Source organism: Acinetobacter sp. I-MWF (assembly GCF_025433935.1).
Classification (GTDB): domain Bacteria; phylum Pseudomonadota; class Gammaproteobacteria; order Pseudomonadales; family Moraxellaceae; genus Acinetobacter; species Acinetobacter guillouiae.
Genome location: NZ_JAMBAR010000001.1, coordinates 3725173 through 3740987, shown reverse-complemented (window position 1 = coordinate 3740987; position 15815 = coordinate 3725173). Strand labels below are relative to the sequence as shown.

The 15815-nt window shown below is 39.2% G+C and carries 12 protein-coding genes and 4 tRNA genes; 11 read left to right on the top strand and 5 right to left on the bottom strand.

Going from position 1 to position 15815, the window contains the following annotated elements; translation table 11 throughout:
- Nucleotides 1-67 precede the first annotated feature (67 nt).
- Together M2R48_RS17140 and M2R48_RS17135 are read right to left on the bottom strand one after the other, a co-directional pair.
- Complete coding sequence (locus tag M2R48_RS17140) at nt 68-1783, bottom strand: proline--tRNA ligase (RefSeq protein ID WP_262086854.1); 1716 nt, start codon at nt 1781-1783, stop codon at nt 68-70.
- 251 nt (nt 1784-2034) lie between these two features.
- Entirely contained in the window at nt 2035-2676 is a 642-nt protein-coding gene (locus M2R48_RS17135) for a hypothetical protein (RefSeq protein WP_262086853.1), read from the bottom strand.
- A 284-nt stretch (nt 2677-2960) separates the two neighbouring features.
- Here M2R48_RS17135 and pilG point away from each other — a divergent pair, with 284 nt between their 5' ends.
- The 6 genes from pilG (at nt 2961) to M2R48_RS17105 (ending at nt 11535) form a co-directional block, all read left to right on the top strand.
- Nucleotides 2961-3344, top strand: a complete 384-nt coding sequence (gene pilG, locus M2R48_RS17130) for a twitching motility response regulator PilG (protein WP_004723803.1) — start codon at nt 2961-2963, stop codon at nt 3342-3344.
- A 25-nt stretch (nt 3345-3369) separates the two neighbouring features.
- The gene (locus M2R48_RS17125; RefSeq protein ID WP_004723801.1) at nt 3370-3738 is read left to right on the top strand and encodes a PleD family two-component system response regulator; all 369 of its coding nucleotides are present in this window, start codon (nt 3370-3372) and stop codon (nt 3736-3738) included.
- Between the two features lie 3 nt (nt 3739-3741).
- Nucleotides 3742-4278 (top strand): chemotaxis protein CheW, encoded by a 537-nt coding sequence (locus M2R48_RS17120; RefSeq protein WP_004723799.1) that lies wholly within the window; start codon nt 3742-3744, stop codon nt 4276-4278.
- Nucleotides 4279-4320: 42 nt separating this feature from the next.
- Complete coding sequence (locus M2R48_RS17115) at nt 4321-6390, top strand: methyl-accepting chemotaxis protein (protein ID WP_004817697.1); 2070 nt, start codon at nt 4321-4323, stop codon at nt 6388-6390.
- A gap of 145 nt (nt 6391-6535) precedes the next feature.
- Nucleotides 6536-11062, top strand: coding sequence for an Hpt domain-containing protein (locus tag M2R48_RS17110; RefSeq protein WP_262086852.1), 4527 nt, complete (start codon nt 6536-6538; stop codon nt 11060-11062).
- Between the two features lie 8 nt (nt 11063-11070).
- Nucleotides 11071-11535, top strand: coding sequence for a hypothetical protein (locus M2R48_RS17105; RefSeq protein ID WP_004723795.1), 465 nt, complete (start codon nt 11071-11073; stop codon nt 11533-11535).
- An 84-nt stretch (nt 11536-11619) separates the two neighbouring features.
- Here M2R48_RS17105 and dapE read toward each other — a convergent pair whose 3' ends face one another.
- The 3 genes from dapE to M2R48_RS17090 all read right to left on the bottom strand — a co-directional run bounded on the left by dapE (nt 11620) and on the right by M2R48_RS17090 (nt 14011).
- Nucleotides 11620-12753 (bottom strand): succinyl-diaminopimelate desuccinylase, encoded by a 1134-nt coding sequence (gene dapE, locus M2R48_RS17100; RefSeq protein WP_096735059.1) that lies wholly within the window; start codon nt 12751-12753, stop codon nt 11620-11622.
- Between the two features lie 156 nt (nt 12754-12909).
- On the bottom strand, nt 12910-13050 hold the full coding sequence (locus M2R48_RS17095; protein WP_004723791.1) for an entericidin A/B family lipoprotein: 141 nt from the start codon (nt 13048-13050) through the stop codon (nt 12910-12912).
- A 115-nt stretch (nt 13051-13165) separates the two neighbouring features.
- Complete coding sequence (locus M2R48_RS17090) at nt 13166-14011, bottom strand: DUF1853 family protein (RefSeq protein WP_262086851.1); 846 nt, start codon at nt 14009-14011, stop codon at nt 13166-13168.
- 226 nt (nt 14012-14237) lie between these two features.
- Here M2R48_RS17090 and M2R48_RS17085 point away from each other — a divergent pair, with 226 nt between their 5' ends.
- The 5 genes from M2R48_RS17085 (at nt 14238) to M2R48_RS17065 (ending at nt 15751) form a co-directional block, all read left to right on the top strand.
- Nucleotides 14238-14636: a YbaN family protein gene (locus tag M2R48_RS17085; RefSeq protein WP_004723787.1), complete on the top strand. Its 399-nt coding sequence runs from the start codon at nt 14238-14240 to the stop codon at nt 14634-14636.
- Nucleotides 14637-15306: 670 nt separating this feature from the next.
- Nucleotides 15307-15382, top strand: a tRNA-Val gene (locus tag M2R48_RS17080).
- A gap of 23 nt (nt 15383-15405) precedes the next feature.
- Nucleotides 15406-15482 (top strand) — tRNA-Asp (locus tag M2R48_RS17075).
- A 44-nt stretch (nt 15483-15526) separates the two neighbouring features.
- Nucleotides 15527-15603: transfer RNA gene (locus M2R48_RS17070), tRNA-Asp, on the top strand.
- Nucleotides 15604-15675: 72 nt separating this feature from the next.
- A tRNA-Val gene (locus tag M2R48_RS17065) sits at nt 15676-15751 on the top strand.
- The last annotated feature ends 64 nt before the right edge of the window (nt 15752-15815 follow it).

Here is a 15815-nt window from a genome sequence, read left to right as displayed (position 1 = left end):
AACCCTATAAGTTGTGTAACTTATAGGGTTTAGTTTATTTCAGAGCTTTTTTAATGCGATTGAAAAATTATTTCACTAATTTAGCCAATAACTCATCTTTGCTTAAATTTACAGATTCGGCATCTGTGCGACCTTTATACTCAAAAGTACCTGCATCTAAGCCTTTTTCACCAATGACAATACGGTGAGGAATACCTGTTAGTTCCAAGTCAGAGAATTTAACACCAGGACGCTCATTACGATCATCCAGTAATACATCATAACCTGCGGCTTGTAATTCAGCATAAAGTGCTTCAGCTGCTTCAAGTGTACGTGGAGATTTTTGTGCATTCATTGGAACAATTGCAACTTCGAAAGGGGCAATTGCAGATGGCCAAATAATACCTTTTTCATCAAAGTTTTGTTCGATCGCAGAAGCAACTACACGGGTTACACCAATTCCATAACAGCCCATTGTCACAACTAATGGTTTGCCGTCATCACCCAAAACTTTACAGCCTAATGCTTCTGAGTATTTTGTGCCCAATTGGAAAATATGACCAACTTCAATACCACGTTTAATTAAAATCGTGCCTTGACCATCTGGAGATGGGTCACCTTCAACCACATTACGTAAATCAAAAACTTCTGTAAATGTTGCATCACGTTCCCAGTTGATACCAGTGGCATGTTTATCCACCTCATTGGCACCTGCAACAAAATCTGAAAGCACAGAGGCTGCACGGTCAACAATCACAGTTAAGCCTTTATCAACCAGTCCTTGTGGTCCGCAGAATCCCGCAGTTAAATCAAGAGCACTCAGTTGAGCATCTGTTGCAAATGTTAAAGGTGCAGCAATCAATGGGTGCTTTTCAGCTTTAATTTCATTGAGCTCATGGTCGCCACGTAGGAATAACGCGATTACAGGAACATGACCCTTTTCATCCGCAATACCTTGTACAAGTAAGGCTTTTACTGATTGCGCTGGATCTGTATTTAAAAATGCAGAAACGTCAGCAATGGTTTTTTGATTCGGAGTGTCTACAATTTTTAGATCTTGGGTGGGTGCTGCGCGCTCACCAGTCAATACTGCTTCAGCCATTTCAACATTGGCAGCATAGTCAGATTCGGTCGAGAAAGCGATATCGTCTTCACCACTTGATGCAAGTACGTGAAACTCATGTGAACCTGAACCACCAATCGAACCTGTATCTGCTTGAACAGGGCGGAAATTTAAACCTAAGCGGCTGAAAATTCGGCAATACGTGTCGTACATAACATCATAAGTTTCTTGTAATGACGCTTGATCGACATGAAAAGAATAAGCATCTTTCATGATAAATTCACGCGAGCGCATCACACCGAAACGTGGACGAATTTCATCACGGAATTTGGTTTGAATTTGATAAAAATTCATTGGAAGTTGTTTATAACTTTTTAATTCATTGCGAGCCAAATCTGTAATGACTTCTTCATGTGTAGGACCAAGAACAAAGTCATTGCTATGGCGGTCTTTAAAACGCAACAGTTCTGGGCCGTATTGTACATAACGACCAGATTCTTCCCATAGTGAAGCTGGCTGCGTCACGGGCATTAATGTTTCCAAAGAACCTGCACGATTCATTTCCTCACGAACAATCGCTTCAACTTTATTGAGCACACGTACACCCATCGGCAACCAAGTGTATAAACCTGAAGCCAATTTACGGATCATCCCCGCACGTAACATGAGCTGATGTGAAATGACTTCAGCATCGTTTGGGGTTTCTCTTAACGTTGCAAATAAAAAGCGACTCGCGCGCATGGAAACTGTCCTAAAATTTTTAGATTTAAAGAAAGGATTATACGATAAAAAAATACGATAAAAAAATAAGCTGAACATTTTTAATGATTGTTTAAATTGAAAACTTTATATTCTTATGTTAGTGGTGCGATCAGATCCCGATGTGAACTTGGAAATCATCTGATATCGTGAAAGGTTGTTCAAATCATTTATATTGTTTTGTTAAGTTTTTATCAATAATAGGCTCAAGAAATTTCGAATTAAAAGGGGGATTATTCAAGTTTTTTAAGGCGGTTAATAATATCATCATAGTAGGTTTGTGTCTTACGGTAGTTGTCTTGTAGGCTTCCAATATAATCCTTTGTTTTATCTATGTTTTCAGAATTGTATTTGATTCTATCTTTGAGTGTAACAGGAACAGAGTTACCTTTGCGGTAGTACTCCATTTCTTGTCTTTTAAGTATAATACGATCACTTTGAAGCTGTTTAAGAGTTTGGTTTTGTAAGGTTATTTGTTGTTTTATATTGCTTAAAAGCTCATTTCTTTTGTTAACTGCGACTGATGAGTTGCCATAGGCACGCTTTAAGCGCGCATCTTGTTCTAATTTACGCATTTCAGATGCGCGTGATGTCGATTGCTGTAAATCTTTCTCGACATTATAAGCATGATTACGTTTGATCACTTGCATGTTACGGTCAAGCGCTTCATAACCATTTTTTATGTGTGCTGGTGTGACTGAGGTGCTGATATTGGCCACCCCATTTTTATCATAATATCGATACCACACGGCTTTAGCTTGAGGTGTATCGGCATAGACCGATAAAGTGCAGATGAGTAAGCTGACTGAAAGAGCGGTATTGCATATTTTTTTTGTTTTTGACGCTATATTTTGGTAATAGATTATTCTATCCATTTAAAGTCTACCATCCCCAAAAAATCAATGTAAGTTATATGATTTTGAAACTATCTTTGCTCATTTTATGTGGTTACATAATTTTAATAAACAATTAACTTCTAAAAAAAAGCAGAATATTTTTTTTTATGTGAGCTTTACGGTGTTTTACTGTTTGAAGTGAGATTTCCGACAAGAAATGTTCATTGATAAAGTGAGTTAATATATGTTAAAAAAACATGATTAATTGTAAAAATAAATCTGTACAGCACAATTCATTCCAAGCTTACGGAAAGGGGCATTAAATGGACGATAAATTTCAAAATCTAAAAGTCATGGTGATCGATGATTCTAAAACCATTCGTCGTACTGCTGAAACATTATTACAAAGAGAAGGTTGTGAAGTTGTCACTGCTGTAGACGGTTTTGAAGCCTTATCTAAAATTGCTGAAGCAAATCCAGATATTGTTTTTGTCGACATCATGATGCCTCGTCTAGATGGCTATCAAACCTGCGCTTTGATTAAAAACTCCCAAAATTATCAAAATATTCCAGTCATCATGTTATCCAGTAAAGATGGCTTATTTGATCAAGCAAAAGGTCGTGTTGTCGGTTCAGATGAATATTTAACAAAACCATTTAGTAAAGATGAACTATTAAATGCTATTCGCAATCATGTGACTGCTTAACTGAACGGTTAATTTGGGGGAAATAATGACAAAAATTTTAATAGTTGATGATTCACCAACAGAAATGTTTAGATTTAAAGAAATTCTAGCTAAGCATGGATTTGAAGTGATTGAAGCAACCAATGGTGCAGATGGTATTACACTGGCGCAAGCTGAATTGCCGGATCTTGTGTTAATGGATGTTGTTATGCCTGGTGTGAATGGTTTCCAAGCGACTCGTCAGATCGCACGTGGTGCAGCCACCAAGCATATTCCAATTGTGATTGTAAGTACTAAAGATCAAGAAACCGACCGCGTTTGGGGAAAACGTCAAGGGGCTTGTGACTACTTAACCAAACCGATTGATGAGAATCAGCTGATCAGTACGATTAAGCAACATCTACAAGCAGGATAATGTATGGCAGCAAATGGATTTATCGAATTACTTCGATTGTCTAAGCGAGGAAATAAAAATTACGCTGACAATGAAAATGAAGTAAACCGATGGTCAGGCATTGCATTTGAAATGATGGGGCAATATTTTGTTGCGCCTTTGGGTGAGGTTTCAGAAGTTATTTATCCGCCAAAATACACACCCGTTCCCAATGTTCAGGGATGGGTGAGAGGTTTAGCGAATATTCGCGGACGGTTATTGTCAGTTTCTGATTTGGCTTTTTATTTAACGGGGCAAAGAAGCCAATTTCTACCTACTCAAAAAGTCTTATGTATTAGTCATAATGACCACTATGTTGGTCTGATCGTAGATCAGGTTTTGGGGATTCAACATTTTAATAAAAAAGGCTTTTTTTCTAAAAACAATCAATTAGAAGAAAACCTTCAAACCTATTGTCAGGGATATTTTCAGCAGCATAATCAGGCTTGGAATATATTCTTGTTTAGTCGTTTGTTAAATGATCCTCAATACATGAATGCATCAGAAAAATTTATAAACTAGCTTTGACGCCTAATGAGAGTTAAGCGAATCGGGAGAAGCTGAATGGGCTTTAAACTAAAGAAGAAAAATACAGGGGATACTGCTCAAAAAAGTAGTTCAGGCGTATTAACCAAAACCAAATCAAAAATTGATGAATTTGCTAAGTTGTTTGGGGAAAGCGACAAATCAAAGCCATTTATTCAAATGGCAATTGCCAGCATCATCGTTGCGATTATTTTGCTTTTGGTTCTATTCTATACAGTTCCTCGAAATAACGACTTAACTCGTAGCTTGGGTGAATTAAAACTTTTATCACAGACCTTATCACGTCAAGCAACTGAAGCCACCGCATCGGGTTCGAAAGACTCAATTGATGCTCTAGTTGCATCGCAAAAGAAATTTAAAGAAAACTTAGATGTCGTCAAAGATATTCATGCGTCTTCAAAACAAGTGGAAGGCGTTGAAAAAACTTGGAAACAAGTTTCTGCTGATATCGACATGATTGCGACACACCAAAAAATCATTAACCAGTTATATGACACCAACATTGCTGTTGCGGATGTGATCCCAGGCATGCAGGCTGAATATAACGCAATGGTTGACCAAATGGCACGTGACAACATGTCAAGTACTCAGGTTGTTATCGCGAAAAACCAAGTATTCCTTGCAGAACGTATTTTACGTTCTATTGGTTCAGTATTAAGTGGTTCGGATAATACCCGTGCTTCAGCAGACGACTTTAATGCGGATACTGAAACATTTGGTACGTATTTAAATGCACAACTCAATGGTAGTGCCGATTTAGGTGTAACACGTATTGATAAACCTGAACTACGTGAGTCTTTAGAAAGCATTAAAGCGGATTACAATGAAATTGTGCAATTGGCATCAACTTCTGTACTAAAGAACTCTGATCAGATTTTTAAAGTACGTCAGGCATCGTCAGACATCTTTGCTCAATCGGATAATTTATTAAAAGGTTTGGATCGACTTTCGGTAAATACCGGTGTGGGTACGATTTTACCTGCATTGATTTTACTCCTTGCGCTCGGTGCATTCTTATTTGCTGTATTTAAACTACTCGGTTTACGTAGTGAGTCAGATAAAGTTCGTGTAACACGCTTACAAGACGAGTATGACCGTAACCAGAATGCGATTTTACGTTTACTTGATGAAATTGCCGATTTGGCAGATGGTGATTTAAGTTCGTATGCAACGGTATCTGAAGACTTCACTGGTGCAATTGCCGATTCGATTAACTTTGCGATTGACCAATTACGTGACCTAGTATCTCGAATTAATGACACTTCTCAAGAAGTTGCACAATATACGCAGAATACCCAACAGATTACTAACCAGTTAGCTGAAGCTTCTGAGCATCAGGCGCAAGAGATTGCAGGAGCATCAACAGCGATTAATGAAATTGCACAGTCGATTGACCACGTATCTGCAAATGCTGCTGAATCAGCAGAGGTAGCTCAGCGTTCCGTACAAATTGCATCAAATGGTGCAGATGTAGTAAACCGTTCAATCGAAGGTATGGATACGATTCGTGAGCAGATTCAAGAAACTTCTAAGCGTATTAAACGTTTGGGTGAGTCTTCTCAAGAGATTGGTAACATCGTATCGTTGATTAATGATATTGCCGACCAAACCAACATCTTGGCATTAAACGCAGCAATTCAGGCATCTATGGCCGGTGAAGCGGGTCGTGGTTTCGCCGTGGTTGCGGACGAGGTACAGCGTCTTGCTGAACGTTCAGCATCTGCAACCAAACAGATTGAAACACTGGTTAAAACCATTCAGACCGATACTAACGAAGCCGTAATTTCAATGGAACAAACCACCTCGGAAGTTGTGCGTGGTGCGAACCTTGCAAAAGATGCGGGTGTTGCCTTGGGTGAGATTCAAACAGTATCAAGTAACTTGGCTGGTTTGATTGAAAGTATTTCTGAGTCGGCGAAATTGCAGTCTGCTTCAGCAGGTCATATTGCAAATACGATGAATGTTGTACAAGAAATTACTTCCCAAACCACTGGTGCAACATTTGATACAGCCCGTTCGGTTTCTGAATTGGCAAGTATGGCGGATTCATTACGTCAATCAGTTTCAGACTTTAAACTGCCTGACTAAAACGATTGATACTTTATATATGTGCAATATCGACTGTAACAAGTGGCTATTGCACAGAATGGAACGCCTTCTAAAGCCATTCAGCTTAACTGTATTTTGAAAGGTTTTAGTCCCAAAGACGGGAACTAACATAGAAGCCTGAGCTATGAAAGAAATATTAAAACATTTAGTGGAACAAGTTACTTTACCTGAAGATGCGTATCTTGGTCAGGATGAGGAAATTTTAGAAATTTTTGTAGAAGAACTTGAAGAAATTTTTGAACAGCTACAAACCTCTCTTGATCGATGGCAACTCGACGAGTTTAAAGATACCGAATTGGTCAATATTCGCCGTTATTTTCATACGCTTAAGGGGTCTGGGCGTATGGTGGGGGCTAAACGTTCTGGTGAACTTGCTTGGACCGTTGAAGATACATTAAATCGTATTATTACGAAAAATTTGGAACTTACTTCCGAGATTCAACACTATGTACGTGCAGTATTTAATATTTATAAGTTCAAACTCTACGCAGAGTTTTTAAATCGAAAACCGCATCATTTAGATTTAGCACCTTTGGTGTATTTGGGGCAACAGCTACAACAGAAACAAAGCTTAGAACCTGCTTTAGATGAGTTATTGGCATTATCAAATACATTGGATAATGAAAATGTCATTACTGGTTTGGAGATTGGTGAAGATACTGTAACAGCAGCAGTAACCTCAGTGACCACTCCGCATGTGGTTGATCTCATTGCAGATGGCTCTACAGATACGACTGAAGAAGAAGTGGCAGTTGAATCGACTGCTGCAGATGATAGTTTAACCTCTGAAACCTTGGAAATCTTTGTTGAAGAGTCAGAGGAGCATCTGGCGGCAATTAAAGACTTTTTGCACTTAGAAGAACATACGCCTGATCAATATAATCGCTTGATTCGTGCCTTGCATACTTTGCGTGGCAGTTCTTCAATGGCGCATGTCAATGAGGTCTTTGAAGCAAGTGGTAAAGTCGAGCATTTATTTAAAGTATTGGTTCAAGAAGATACCGAGTCCTCAAAAAATGAAAATGCTTTACTGACTTACTATGCTGAATTTGTCAGTGATTATCTCTATGTTTTAAAACTGAAAGGTAATCAAGCTGTTGAGCTACAAACCATTTATCAAAAATTTAATGATGCTTGGGAACGCTACGATTTCCAACACCAATATCAGCATTCACAAACGGGTTTAGTCACACAATTGGTTGATCTAGAGATCGATCTATTGCTTGATGCTGAGTTTGAGTTTGATAAACGCGCCCAAGTTGAATATCCAGCATATTTCCAACAACTGGCTCAACAAGCGCAGATGTTGATAGATCATACCAATAATCGTGCTGCACAAGGCATTCATGATTTTAGTCTTGCTTTAAAAGATGGTTATGAACAAGTTATTCGCAAGCTAGATTTATTAAATACTGATTATGCTTTTGAAATGTTTTCTAAGGCCCATCAGGAATTTATTCATTTATTCGATACTTTGGCATCAGGACAAAGAGTCAGCCTAAATGAATCAACACAAGCGATTTTGGCTGAGTTACATGACTATTTACACCAAGAAATAGACACTGGTGTTGCTGGTCAAATTGTTGAAACAAAGACTGCGCTAGATACTGAACAGCAGCCAGATACAGTCTCAATGGCAGCGAACCCTGTTGAATCAGTAGGGAACTATGTACTGACGCAAATTAATCTGGATAAACAGAATATTGACTCAGAATATAGTCAACGTGAATTTGATGCTGATGTTCTCGACATTTTTATTGAAGAAGCCGACGAATTGTTGGTTGGAATGGACCATGACTTAAATACGTGGTCAAGCCATCCTGATGACACAACCGCGTTAAACAATTTGATGCGTTATTTGCATACCTTAAAAGGTGGTGCAAATATGGTGCAAGCCACCCATATTGGTTTGATTGCGCATGAGTTGGAAACCATTTATGAACGCGTGATTAAAGGTCAACTCAAAGCAGAACCACACATTATTCAAGCGATTCGTTTAATTCAAGATGATGTGGCAGATCGTATTCAATTGATCCGTGAAAAATCAATTGATTATCCAGCTACTCATATTCTCAGTGTTTTACACAATATCGATCAGCAAGGTCCGATTGAAGCTGTTCAAGCATCAACTGCGGTTGAGCCACAATTTAGTCATGATGCAGTAGATTTGCATGAACTTGAATATGTTGCAGATGATATTGTTTTAGCGATTGATCAAACTCCAGAACTGCTTGAAACTGAACGCTCGGATCAAGATCAACAACCTGCAATTGATGATGCTCAATTATTTATAGATGCAAATCAAGATACAGGTTTAGATCCTGTTGAAGTTGTTGCTCGAGAAACCTTTATTGAAGAAGCACGAGAGCTGATTGATGATGGTTTGAGCATTTTATCTCAATGGTTTGATCAGCGTAGCAACCGTAGTTTCCTACTCCAATTACAACGTATTGCACACAGCTTAAAAGGCGGTGCAAAAATGGTGAAATTGGAAGAAGTAGCTGATATTGCATATGAATTAGAAAATGCATTTGAGCAATTTGGTTTACATAATTTTAACTCGAATGTTTATGATGGTTTATTGGAAAAAACCTTTCATTGGCTAGATGCTGCAATCTTTAAACATCACTATGATAATTTTGAAGGCTTAAAATCGAGCTTACATAGTATTGAATATGTTGATGTATCCGCACAGCTTCCAGAAAAACTATCTCGAACAAACTTAATCTTTGAGCAATCGATCAGTGAGTTTGTTCAGGGGGATGGTACAGAGCCACCGTCAATGTTGGGTGAATGGGATCTGTCACAAAAAACTGAATCCAACAATGAGATGATTCGTATCTCTGCTGATTTGGTTGAAAAAATGATCGACCTTTCTGGTGAAAACGCGATCAACCGTTCACGTATTGAGATGGATTTGGGGCAGTTAGGGAATACCTTGACTGATATGGAGTTGGCTATTCAACGTTTGGCGGATCAGCTACGCCGTATGGAAGGCGAGTTAGAAAGCCAAATCATTGCAAAACATGGCGATTTAAGCGCTCGTTATGCTGATTTTGACCCTTTAGAAATGGACCAATATTCATCTCTAAACCAGTTATCAAAATCGTTGGCTGAATCTGCATCTGACTTGGTTGATTTTAAAACCACGTTGGCTGAAAAGATTCGTGATACTGAAGGTTTATTGCTTCAGCAATCTCGTATTCAAGCTGAAATTCAGGAAAGCTTGATGCGTACTCGTCTGGTACCATTCTCAAGACTGTTGCCTCGATTACAGCGCTTGGTTCGCCAGACCTCTTCAACCGTGAATAAACCCACTGAGCTTTTAGTCAATAATACTGAAGGAGAGTTGGATCGTAATATTCTGGAAAAATTAGTTTCACCGTTAGAGCATATGTTGCGGAATGCGATTGACCACGGGATTGAAGATGCGGAACAGCGTCAGAAGTCGGGCAAAGCGTTGACTGGTCGAATTGATTTGAATATTAGTCGTCAAGGTACGGATGTACTTGTCTCGTTTAAAGATGATGGTAAAGGAATTGATCCAAAAGTTATTCGTGATAAAGCAATCGAAAAAGGTTTAATCAAAACGGATCAACAGTTAGAACCTGAGGAAATCCTACAGTTTATTTTCCATCCTGGTTTTAGTACAGCGCAACAAGTGACACAAATCTCTGGTCGTGGTGTTGGCTTGGATGTTGTGCAAAGTGAAATTAAATCACTTGGTGGACAAGTGAGTGTCAGTTCTGAGTTGGGGCATGGTTCAACCTTTACGATTACCGTACCTACAACAGTTGCGGTCAGCGATGCCTTGATGGTGAAAGTGGGTGATCAGCAATTTGCAGTTCCATTATCGCAAATTGATCGTATTGTTCGAATTTCCCCAGCCGCTTTGGAAGAATATTTTGAAACTCAAAATGACTATTTTGATATCGATTTCCAAAGCTATAAGCTACGTTATTTGGGTGAGTTTACCTCGAATCAAGTTACTCCACGGTTACATGGGCTTGCACATTCATTACCAGTCTTGTTGATCAAGGGAAGCTTGGGGCAATCGATTGCCATTCTGGTTGATCAGTTAATTGGTTCGCGTTCACAAATTGTGGTTAAACCGATTGGTAAGCAGTTTGCTACCATCAATGCAATTGCGGGTGCAACTATTCTGGGTGATGGTCAGGTGTGTTTGATTCTGGATGGGCAAAATATTGCACGACAAGTTCAAGCATCTACCCGTGGTAGTGCTGAACATCTTCAACATGATAAACAACGTCATCGTGATCAACGCCGTTTGATTATGATTGTGGATGACTCAGTTACCGTTCGTAAGGTCACTTCACGCTTGCTTGAACGCCAAGGTTTCGATGTGATTACTGCGAAAGATGGTGTGGATGCGATTGAGCAACTTGAAAATGTCAAACCAGACTTGATGTTGCTGGATATTGAAATGCCACGAATGGATGGTTTTGAAGTCACCAACTTGGTTCGCCATCATGAAATTCACCGCGATTTGCCAATCATCATGATTACGTCACGAACAGGTGAGAAACATCGTGAACGGGCATTTAGCTTAGGTGTGACAAATTATATGGGTAAACCATTCCAAGAAGCTGATTTATTGGAAAATATTGAAGCTTTGTTGACGGTTAAATAGGAACGCTCATGACAAAGAATATTGAAAAATCTGCAATTGATAAAATTAGCACACGGGAATTACAGCATTTAATTACGGTGTCTACTGGGTTTATTGATGCATATATTATTGATTGTTATGATAAAGCACCAATGTTATTACCCCAAAATGTGGTGCTTTCTGCTCAGAATAGTCCAACCTATGTCAATGTCGTGGAATGGCATGAAAAGAAGTTGCCGACATTTAGTGTCAGTGATCCTAAAAAGACCTTGGGTGTCGCACTGATCATTGAAGGGGAGGATGCAGACGAGCGTTTTGCCTTGATGTGCAATGAAATGCCAAGTTCGATACGGCTACGGATTTCAGAAGTGGTCGACGCAGAGGATAGCATCAAAGATAAGACGATTTTACAATATGTGAAAATTGGCGATAAGACTTATCATGTGCCGGATTTGGATCAAATCCAGTTACAGATTGGGATAAAGAAGACTTGATCTGTAATGCTTTCAAAGCTTATCTGTAAAAAAGGACGCATTTGCGTCCTTTTTTACTCAGTTACTCAGTGAGAATCGCTCAACTTAAGCGAGTAATTCGACTAAGATTTGTTCGTAGATTTCAGCCAAAGGCTCTAATTCAGCAATATTCACATGCTCATTAATTTGATGAATCGTTGCGTTTAAAACACCTAACTCAAGCACTTGAGCGCCTGTCGGTGCTATAAAACGACCATCAGAAGTTCCACCACTGGTTGAAAGCTCGGTCTCTGTTCCTGTCACATTTTTAATTGCAGTTCGTGCAGCATTGACCAATTCACCGACTGGGGTTAAGAAGGGCAAACCTGATAACGTCCACTCAATATCATAATCAACATGATGACGATCTAAAATCTCAAGAACACGTAATTTGAGTTGATCTGCAGTCACTTCAGTTGAGTAACGGAAGTTAAAGGTAACGGTCATCGTGCCGGGTACAACATTGGTTGCACCTGTACCAGCTTGAATATTGGAAACTTGGAATGAAGTTGCAGGGAAGTATTCATTGCCATTGTCCCATACCGTATCACAGAGTTCAGCTAAGGCTTTTGACGCGGTATGAATGGGGTTGATGGCCAAATGTGGGTAGGCAACATGGCCTTGTTTCCCTTTTACTGTTAACACTGCATTTAATGAACCACGACGGCCATTTTTTACGATATCGCCCAGCGTATCTGTACTTGAAGGCTCACCGACAAGGCACCATGTCATTTTTTCATTACGTGCTTCTAAGGTTTCGACAACTTTAACCGTACCATTGATAGAAGGTCCTTCTTCATCAGAGGTGATTAAAAAAGCAATAGAACCTTTATGGTCCGGATGATTCTTTACAAAACGTTCAGATGCAACCACCATTGCAGCCAATGCTGTTTTCATATCAGCACTGCCACGACCATAGAGTTTGCCATCACGAATTTCAGGTAGGAATGGATCAGACTCCCAAGCATCTAGATGACCTGTAGGCACAACATCGGTATGACCTGCAAAACAGAAAACTGGAGATGCCGTTCCGCGTCTTGCCCAAAGATTATCAACATCTTCAAAACGCATATTTTCAATATTAAAGCCAATAGCAGACAGACGATCTGCCATGATGGTTTGGCAGGTATGGTCTATAGGTGTCACAGAAGGCTGGCGAAGAAGTTGTAAACTCAGTTCTAAGGTATCCGAATGATTCATGGACATTGATCAAGTAAGTAAATTGAACAATATAATAGAGGAAGATAAAACCGAATGAAAACCTTAAAGCTTGAGAAAGGATAAAACTATTTAAATTGGCATTAAAAAAGCCTTATCTATTGAGATAAGGCTTATGTTGTAGAATGAAGTTGATACTTACAATTTATTTTCAACTTTTTCTGCAGAATTCGTAACAGCATCCCCCGCTTTAGATACATCCTTACCAACACCTTTAAATGTGTTGCAACCAGCTAAAACAAAAGCGAATAACATTGAAACTGCTAAAATTTTTTTCATTACTATCTCCGTGTTTCACGCGTTAATTAGAATTTTAGTATACGAGCATCGGGTTAATATATCGTTATGTTTTTATGAGTGGATTGGTTAATCCATGTATAAGAAACGTGAATAATTAAGCATTTATGTCAAAGAAAAGCGCCAGAGGAGCTTGGCGGTACATATAAAATTGCAGGCTATTTTTATTATGATATAAACCATTACACCAAAATTGGGCAGCAGCTGAACTTTGTTTTAGATCTGGGCAAATCCATTCATGCCGTTGTAGACGGTAAAAATCTTTTGTAATGTGATGTCCCCATTGACCCAATCGACGTTGCGTGTTGATCCATGAGGGCGGTGCAACATCGTCTTTATTGTCAGGCAGATAAAGCTGTCCTTTCATCACAGCCAGTTTCTTTTCAATTTTAAGATCTAAAGCCTCGGTAAATTGAAATTGTTTTTCTGAGAAATGATTCAGTTTTCGTAAAAGGGTGTCGCTACGATTTAGACCATACCAATGCTTTAAGTGTAAGTTTGATTCGCCTAAATAGTACTTTAAAGCAACTTCCCAATGCTCGATCTGTTTTGTGGCCTGATTACGAACAAGGAAATCAATTTCGCCTAATGTATTCTTTGCTTCAATGATTTGAATACTATGCTGAATCAGTTGATAGTGTTGATTGGCTTCATCTTGTAACCAGAACCAAAATAAATATTCAAAACGTAAACCTAAACGTGTGCTTTTAAGCTGTTGTACAAATTCAATGAGTGGGGTGGGGTCGTGATCGAGTTGATCTAAGCGTGTTTGAAAATCTATATATTGTTGTTGCCAAAATGCCGAGGTATGTACTTCAAAACGATTTTTAATTTCTAATTCATCAGGCAGATGTTGAATAATATTGGGACTGGCAATGCAAAAAGCCAATTGACGAACAATAGGGTGTTTGTACTTTAACCAAGGTTCAAAGTAGTCTGTCATTGTATGCTGTCCTAAACTGAAGACTTACTCAGTTTATTTTTAAGAAAAGGTCTTTAGTGTGTTGAGATTCAAGCAAATAAGTGGATAAACATGCAAGCTCAATTTTGACTGTATTGGAAATGATGAACACCGTGATTTTAAAATACAATGATTTCAATTGATTTAAAATATACTGGCAAAATCATTTGGGCGGTATACTAGTCGAATGGGCAGATTGAGTTAATCTATGAAAGTTTTGTTTTGGCGAACATTGGTGATTGTTTTTATTGTACTCGGGTTTATTGGGGCAATATTACCAGGAATGCCAACGACAGTTTTCCTCATCTTGGCCGCTTGGGCGGCATCAAAAGGTTGGCCACAGGTTGATGCTTGGTTACTCAATCATCCAAAATATGGTGCAACGCTTCGTGCTTGGCGTGAAAATGGGACTGTGCCACGTAAAGCAAAGTGGATCGCCAGTATTATGATGTTGATCAGTGGGGTGATCATGTTATTCACCAATGCGCCACTGGCTGTGAAGATTTTTACCGATGTGACCATGTTGATTGTGGCTATCTGGCTTTGGTTGCGCCCTGAACCAAAACCTATTGTAAAAAATCTGAATGAAATGGATAAATCCGAATAGCCTTCATTTGATGTTTTGATCATTAGGGGCTGTTGACAATTCGTCTACGTTTGCGACTACGTGTGTTTTTTAGGCGATACTAGGCGCGAAATACGAAATTTAGTCATTCTAAATGAGTAGTTCGTAACGACGTAGCGGCAAAAAACACACTAGTCCCGAAGGGTTGTGGCTAAAATTATCTCAGCCTTCTTTAGGCGATACTAGGCGCGAAATACGAAATTTAGTCATTCTAAATGAGTAGTTCGTAACGACGTAGCGACAAAAAACACGCTAGTCCCGAAGGGTTGTGGTTAAAATTATCTCAGCCTTCGTTATGAAACTCGAAAATAGTCTCGCTATTCTCTTCGTTTCCTGCCTTGCCTGCTCAATTTTAACCTACAACGCAAGCCATTTATGAAATGTCAACAGACCCTAAGCACTGAATATTTTATTAAGTTTATAGCAAATAGATAATAGGGTTAAAATATTGATTAAATGACCTACTCAATTTAATTAAAATATGGGTTTGAATATTTTATAAATAGATAAATAATAAACAAAAAACACCAATTTAAACTAAAATGATCTATTTTTTAATCACTCAAACCTAAAATAGGTAAAACATCGAGAAAAGCGTTTGACACTCAGTAAAGATTCTCTATAATGCACCTCACAAACGATGAAGTCGTTAGGGCGCTTAGCTCAGTTGGTAGAGCGTCTGCCTTACAAGCAGAATGTCGGCGGTTCGATCCCGTCAGCGCCCACCAAGCTTTAACGTTGAATTTTTAGTGCAGCGGTAGTTCAGTTGGTTAGAATATCGGCCTGTCACGCCGAGGGTCGCGGGTTCGAGTCCCGTCCGCTGCGCCACTTAAATTCAATCATCGTATGTGTAGCAATTCATTTGTTAAAGTGCAGCGGTAGTTCAGTTGGTTAGAATATCGGCCTGTCACGCCGAGGGTCGCGGGTTCGAGTCCCGTCCGCTGCGCCACTTTAGAATGATTTTGCAGTGACATGTAATACTGAATTAGAGTCTAAATAGTTTTTTATTTATTCTAGTTTAGGGCGCTTAGCTCAGTTGGTAGAGCGTCTGCCTTACAAGCAGAATGTCGGCGGTTCGATCCCGTCAGCGCCCACCATATACAACGCAGCGGTAGTTCAGTTGGTTAGAATATCGGCCTGTCACGCCGAGGGTCGCGGGTT